We start from the raw sequence: 6,435 nt of genomic DNA, 5'->3' as shown, positions 1-6,435 counted from the left end.
GATTCACGGCGTGTCCCGCACCGGGGCGCCGTGCCGGCCCGCCCGCGAACTCATCCATCTTCGGATCGACACCCCCGCACCATCTGCATCGGTGTCGTGACTGCCGACACGGATCGTTCGGCGATCGCCGTCACAGAACGGGGTGCCGCGCCGCGCGCTCGGGTTTGCCCCAGCTTGGTCGTCGTGCATTCGCCCACCACCCTGGCTTCAGGAGCGAAGTTTCCGCAGAGGAGTGAGAGCGACCATGACCGAGGTCCAGCCGCGCAACGAGACGTCCACCCCCGGCCACGCCGGCGGCAATGACGCCTTCCATACCATCGCCCGCGGCGAGACCCTCGGCGCCCTGGCGCAGCGCTACGGAATCGGCGTGGACGCCCTGCTGCAGAGCAATCCGCAGATCCGCAACCCCGACCTGATCTACGCCGGAGAGCGGCTGTCGATCCCGGACGGCGGACAACAGAGCTACCTGGTGCGCTCCGGCGATACGCTCGGCGCGATCGCCCGCGAACACGGCACCACGGTCGGCGCCCTGGCGACCGCCAACAACATCCGCAATCCGGACCTGATCTTTCCTGGCGACCGCCTGGTCGTGCCGGCGGCGCGATCGGCACCCGAACCGCCGCCGGTATCGAGTCCCGCGCCGGAAGGCCCGCCGTCGACGCATTCACCGGTCCCGGTGGCCGGCGCGCCGCCGGCGGCCGAGGGACCGTTCGACTACGACGGCATCGTCGGCGTGCGCGGCAACCCGAACGTCACCCCCGACTTCATCGCCGGCGTCGAGGCCATGGCCGAACGCCTCGGCGCCGAGCCCGAGCACCTGCTCGCAGTGATGAGTTTCGAGACCGGCGGCAGCTTCGATCCGGCACAGCGCAACATGGCCGGTTCCGGAGCCACCGGCCTGATCCAGTTCATGCCCGCCACCGCGCGCGGGCTGGGGACCACCACCAGCGCACTGGCGGCGATGACACCGGTGCAGCAGCTCGAGTACGTCGAGCGTTATTTCGCCCAGTACCCCGGCCAGCTCGGCACGCTGGAAGGCGTCTACACCTCGGTGCTGTCGGGGCGCGCCACGCCCGACCCCGCTGCCACGCTGCGCACGCCTGCCGGCCGCGAATTCGTCCAGGGCAATCCGGAATACGCCCAGAACTCGGGCCTGGACTTCGACCGCGACGGCCGCATCACCGCCGGCGAGGCGACCCAGGCAGTGGCCGCGCGCCTGTACGGCGGCGTGTCCGCGGTCCAGCAGCAGCTGGTCGACGCCGGCGTGGTCCCCGCGGCGTTGCGCGACGGCTTCGTCGACGGCCAGTTCGGCCGCAACACCTCGGCTGCGGTGCGGGCGTACCAGGAGGCCAACGGCCTGCCCGCCACAGGCCTGCTCGACGCCGCCACCGGCGCCGCGCTCTCCGGCGGCGCGATGCCGCCGACCGAGGCGCCGGCGCCCGCAGGCGACCTGCAGCTCAGCCAGCCGGTGCACGAGCGCGGCACGCCGGGGCGGCAGACCATCACCTCGCCGGTGCTCGGCGAATTCATCCTGACCGAGGGCTTCATGGCGCGCGGCGGGCCGCACAGCTCCAAGCGCGAGGCGCTGGCCGTGTATTCCGACAATCCCGGCGTGGCCGAACGCGTGCCGGCCGGGGTCTACAACCTCGGCATCGACTACGTGGCCACCGACGGCCGGATCCGCTCCTGGTTCGATGGCACCGTCGAGGAGATCCGTCACGACGCCGGCGGCTACGGCAACTACGTCATCACCCGCACCGACGCCACCTTCGAATACCAGGGCCGCGAGTACACCGTCCATGCCCACTACGCCCATGCCGACAGCTTCGACGTGCGACCGGGCGACCGGATCCAGGCCGGACAGGACATCGGCACCCAGGGCAGCACCGGCGGCAGCACCGGCGACCACGTCGACTTCCTCGCCTGGATCAATGTCGAGGGCCAGCGCGTCTTCCTGTCGCCGAACCTGCTCGCCGGTGCCGGCTGATTTCGCCGCGCGCGGCGCGGCGGCTGCCGCCTGCCTGCTGGCGGGGCTGCTGGTCGGATGCAGCGCCGGCGATGCCTCGCGGCCGGAAGCGCTCGCCGCAGGCGACGCGCAGCCCGCCACCGCGTCGGCGGGCGCGCCCGCCCGCGCCGGCGAGGTCCTGTTGGACCTGCGCGCGCCCGCAGCCGCATTCGAGACCACCGCGGAGGAAACCCGGCGAGTGGTCGCCGCGGTGTACGGAGAAGGCGCGCCCGGCGACCTGGAACTGACTTCGCGCGCCGATGGTGCGTTCACCGCGCCCGATGCGCGGCAGACCGCCTACACCCTCCGCCGCGGCGGCGCGGTGCCCGGCCCGGACCGCGCGCGGACGCTCCTGGCGGTGCTGGAGGACGACGACCGCGTGGCCGCGCAGTTCGTCGTGGACCACGACCGCATCGCCGCGGCCGCGGATGTCGAGGGCGACGGCATCGAGGAACTGTTCCTCGCCAGCCACGGCTACCAGATGGGCCAGGCGTACGTCGGCCTGGAACTCGTCTCGCTGGCGGGCGGCCAGCGCCGCACGCGCGCGGAGTACCCGCAGGCTTGGCTCGACGCCTGCGGAAATCCCGCGGGCGAGCGCCACGTCGAGGCCGCGGTGATCGTCCGCGGCGCGCCGCAGCCGGAACTGCGCCGTTTCCGCGCCGACTGCACCGGCGACCGGCCGCCCGCCATCGACGACTACCGGCCCGCACCGCCGCCGGACGAGCCGGCCTGAGCGGTCCTCAGCGCGCGCAGCCCTCCAGGCGCAGGCGCTGTCCCTGGCGCACCGTATAGCCCGGCGCGCGCAGCTGGTTGGCCTGGGCCAGCACGCGCAGGCTGCAGCCGTAGCGCTCGGCGATGCGGCCCAGCGACTCGCCGCGCGCCACCCGGTGCTCGCGCACTGCGGCGGATGGTGCTGCGGCGGCGGCGCCGCCGGTAGCCGCCAGGGGCTGGGCCGGTCCGGAACGCACGATCGCCCGGCCGGGATCGCTGTTGACCAGCTCGCGGGCGAGCTCGGCGCGGGGGCCGCGCGTGCACCAGCGGCTGTACAGGCCGGCGACGCGGGTGGTGGCGTTGAGCTCGGTCCCGGCCGGAATGACGTCGTCGGCCTGGTAGCGCGGGTTGAGGTTGCGGAGCATGCGCATGTAGCCGTAGCGGCTGCCGCTGCTGCCCAGGCAGATCGTCAGCTCGTAGATCGAGGCCGGCCGCTCCAGCGCGAAGCTGGCCGGACGGGCATCGACCTTCGGGAAGGTCAGGCCGTACTTCTTCGGGTGCAGGTACAGCCAGGCCGCGGCGATCACCATTGGCACGTAGTCGCGGGTCTCGGGCGGGAACTGGCTGTAGACCGATTCGTCCCAGAAGCTGCGGCCGCCGTTGGCGTTGTACACCCGCAGCGCCCGGCCCTCGCCGCCGTTGTAGGCGGCCAGGGCGAGTTCGATGTTGCGGTTGAGCTCGGCCATGCGCTCGTTGAGGTAGGCGGCGCTGGCCTGCGCCGAGGCGTAGGGGTCGTAGCGGGTGTCGAAGCCGGTGGCGTCCGGGCCCAGCCCGAAGCGACGCCCGGTGGCGTACATGAACTGCATCGGCCCGGCGGCGCCGGCACGCGAGGTGGAGTGCACGCGGCCGGTGGACTCCTTGGCCAGGATCCCGAACAGCAGCGCCTCGGGCAACGCCGAGCGCTCGTAGTGGGGCCACATCAGGTGGCGCATGTACTGGTAGTTCTCGTGGCTGACGATCAGCGAGTGGCGCATGTCGGTGAGCCAGCGGCGGATCGCCTCCTGCACCGCGGGGTTGTACTGCACCATCTCCACGAACCGGCGGCCGTCGCTGAGCAGCGCCGCGGCGCGCGCTGCCTCCGGGACGTCGGCGCCGATCCCGCCGGCCATGCCGTCGGGGTCGGTGTCGAGGGGATCGATGTCCTCCTCGTCCTCGACCGCGGCGGCGGAGTCCGCGTCGGCCTTGAGCAGGCGCTTGAAAACGGTGACGTGGCGGATCGGGTCGCAGCCCCGCACCCGCCCGCACTCCACCATCACGTCCTCCATGTCCTCGAGCGCGGCATCGCCCTCGGCCACCGCATCCGGCTCGTTGTTGCGCACGCGCACCATCGCCTCGCGGTACCGGGCCTCGGCCTGTTCCATGCGCCGGTCCAGCTCCTCGACGGCGGCACGCTCGCGGCGCGATTGCGCTTCGGCGGGCGCCGCCGCCGCGAGGGTCAGCGATGCCGCCAGTACCGCCAGCAGGAGGAAGGACGAACTGCGGACTGCTGGCATGTCGACGGCGGCCGGGAGAAAGGGGACGGCAGGGTAGCCGCCGCCGCGCGAACCTGGCAAATCGGCGCGCCGCGGCGTGGAGCGGCCGGGCGATCGCATAGAATCTGCGCACTCCCGGCCGGACCTCTCCATGCCACCGATCCTCCTCGGAAAGTCGCTCACCAGGGCCGATGGCCATCAGGTCCACCTGCTCCCGAGCCACGGCAACCGCCACGGCCTGGTGGCCGGCGCCACCGGCACCGGCAAGACCGTCACCCTGATGACGTTGGCGGAAGGCTTCTCGCGGATCGGCGTGCCGGTGTTCATGGCCGACGTCAAGGGCGACGTCGCCGGCCTGGCGGTGCCCGGGGAAACCAGCGACCGCATCGGCGAGCGCCTGCGCACGATCGGCATCGACGACTACCGCAACGAGGGCAGCCCGACGGTGTTCTGGGACCTGTACGGCAGGCTCGGCCACCCGCTGCGGACCACCGTCAGCGAGATGGGGCCGACCCTGCTGGGGCGCATCCTCGAACTCAACGACACCCAGTCCGGGGTGCTCGACATCGTCTTCAAGCTCGCCGACGACCGCGGCCTGCTGCTGCTGGACCTGGCCGACCTGCGCGCCCTGCTCGCCCTGATCGCCGAGGAGCGCAAGGCTGTCTCGACGGAGTACGGGTTGGTCAACGTCCAGTCCGTAGGCGCCATCCAGCGCGCGCTGCTGCGGCTGGAGCAGGACGGCGGCGCGCAGTTCTTCGGCGAGCCCGCGCTGGAACTGTCCGACCTGATGCGCACCACGCCGGACGGACGCGGGGTGATCGGTATTCTCGCCGCCGACCAGCTGGTGCTGCGGCCGCGGTTGTATTCGAGCTTTCTGCTGTGGCTGCTGTCGGAACTATTCGAGGCGCTGCCCGAGGTCGGCGACCTGGACAGGCCGAGGCTGGTGTTCGTGTTCGACGAGGCCCACCTGCTGTTCAAGGACGCGCCCGCCGCGCTGCGCCAGCGCATCGAGCAGGTGGTGCGGATCATCCGCTCCAAGGGCGTGGGCGTGTATTTCTGTTCGCAGTACCCGGACGACGTGCCCGACGAGATCCTCGGCCAGCTCGGCAACCGCGTGCAGCACGCGCTGCGGGCCTATACCCCGCGCGACCAGAAGGCGGTACGCGCCGCGGCCGAGACCTTCGTCGCCAATCCCGCGCTGGACGTGGCTGCCGCCATCGGCAGGCTCGGCACCGGCGAGGCGCTGATCTCCACCCTCGGCGACAGGGGCATCCCCACGCCCGTCGAACACACCCTCGTGGCGCCGCCGCGCTGCCGCATGGGCGCGATCACCGAAGCCGAACGCGCGCGGGTCCGTGCCGGCAGCCCGGTCGGCGCGAAGTACGACACCCCGGTCGACCGCGAGTCGGCAGCGGAGCTGCTGGCCCGCCGAGCCCGGGCGACGAGCGAACAGGCGCGGGCGCCCGACGCGAAGCGCGCCTCCGGCGGCGAGCGCGGGCTGGGCCGGACCATGAAGGACGCGGTGTTCGGCACCGGCCGCCGCCAGGGCATGCTGGAGACCATGGGCAAGCAGGCCGCGCGCACCGTCGGCAACCAGATCGGCAGGCAGATCCTGCGCGGCGTGCTCGGCGTGTTCGGCGGCAAGCGCTGACGCCGGCCTGCGGATGGGACGCTGGCGCCCGCCGGGCGAGAAGAGCACCGCGCTGATCACCCCGCAAGGGCACGCGCGGCTGAAGGCCGAGCTGGACGACCTCTGGCGGGTGCAGCGGCCGGAGGTGGTGCGCGCGCTGGCCGCCGCCGCCGCCGAGGGCGACCGCTCCGAGAACGCCGAGTACACCTACCGCAAGAAGCAGCTCGGCGGCATCGATCGGCGGGTGCGCTACCTGTCCGGGCGGTTGGAGTCGTTGCGGGTGGTCGATACTCCGCCGGCGGACCGCGGCGCGGTCTACTTCGGCGCCTGGGTCGAGCTCGAGGAGATCGCCGGGGGCGCGCTGCACCGCTACCGCATCGTCGGCCCCGACGAGACCGACGCCCGGCAGGGCTGGATCAGCATCGACTCGCCGCTGGCGCGGGCGATGTTGAAGAAGCACGCCGACGACGAGTTCGAGGCGGACCTGCCGGCGGGCAAGGTGCGGATGGCGATCGTCGGCGTCGCGTACCGGGAGGATTGACCGCCGCACCCGGCCG

Annotated in this window: 5 protein-coding genes; 4 read left to right on the top strand and 1 reads right to left on the bottom strand. The window is 72.6% G+C overall.

Annotated features, from left to right (window positions below; all coding sequences use genetic code 11):
- Positions 1–244 precede the first annotated feature (244 nt).
- Together H0E84_RS06765 and H0E84_RS06760 are read left to right on the top strand one after the other, a co-directional pair.
- Positions 245–1,987 (top strand): LysM peptidoglycan-binding domain-containing protein, encoded by a 1,743-nt coding sequence (locus H0E84_RS06765; protein ID WP_180677880.1) that lies wholly within the window; start codon positions 245–247, stop codon positions 1,985–1,987.
- Positions 1,977–2,738 carry a hypothetical protein gene (locus H0E84_RS06760; protein WP_180677879.1) on the top strand — a complete coding sequence of 254 codons (762 nt, stop codon included), beginning with the start codon at positions 1,977–1,979 and terminating at the stop codon, positions 2,736–2,738. The genes H0E84_RS06765 and H0E84_RS06760 overlap by 11 nt, the downstream gene beginning before the upstream one ends.
- 7 nt (positions 2,739–2,745) lie before the next feature.
- On the opposite strand, the gene H0E84_RS06755 is transcribed toward H0E84_RS06760, so the two are convergent.
- Positions 2,746–4,269, bottom strand: coding sequence for a transglycosylase SLT domain-containing protein (locus tag H0E84_RS06755; protein WP_180677878.1), 1,524 nt, complete (start codon positions 4,267–4,269; stop codon positions 2,746–2,748).
- Positions 4,270–4,399: 130 nt separating this feature from the next.
- Between H0E84_RS06755 and H0E84_RS06750 the strand changes: the two genes are divergently transcribed.
- Together H0E84_RS06750 and greB are read left to right on the top strand one after the other, a co-directional pair.
- Complete coding sequence (locus H0E84_RS06750) at positions 4,400–5,899, top strand: helicase HerA-like domain-containing protein (protein WP_180677877.1); 1,500 nt, start codon at positions 4,400–4,402, stop codon at positions 5,897–5,899.
- Between the two features lie 13 nt (positions 5,900–5,912).
- Positions 5,913–6,419, top strand: a complete 507-nt coding sequence (gene greB / locus H0E84_RS06745; protein WP_180677876.1) for a transcription elongation factor GreB — start codon at positions 5,913–5,915, stop codon at positions 6,417–6,419.
- The last annotated feature ends 16 nt before the right edge of the window (positions 6,420–6,435 follow it).

This window comes from Luteimonas salinisoli, from assembly GCF_013425525.1.
GTDB classification, from domain to species: domain Bacteria; phylum Pseudomonadota; class Gammaproteobacteria; order Xanthomonadales; family Xanthomonadaceae; genus Luteimonas; species Luteimonas salinisoli.
This window is presented reverse-complemented; position numbering and strand designations above follow the sequence as displayed.

Excerpts from the sequence above, each read along its gene's own strand:
- H0E84_RS06765 (WP_180677880.1), top strand. The coding sequence starts at position 245 with ATGACCGAGGTCCAGCCGCGCAACGAGACGTCCACCCCCGGCCACGCC.
- H0E84_RS06755 (WP_180677878.1), bottom strand. The coding sequence starts at position 4,269 with ATGCCAGCAGTCCGCAGTTCGTCCTTCCTCCTGCTGGCGGTACTGGCG.
- H0E84_RS06750 (WP_180677877.1), top strand. The coding sequence starts at position 4,400 with ATGCCACCGATCCTCCTCGGAAAGTCGCTCACCAGGGCCGATGGCCAT.
- greB (WP_180677876.1), top strand. The coding sequence starts at position 5,913 with ATGGGACGCTGGCGCCCGCCGGGCGAGAAGAGCACCGCGCTGATCACC.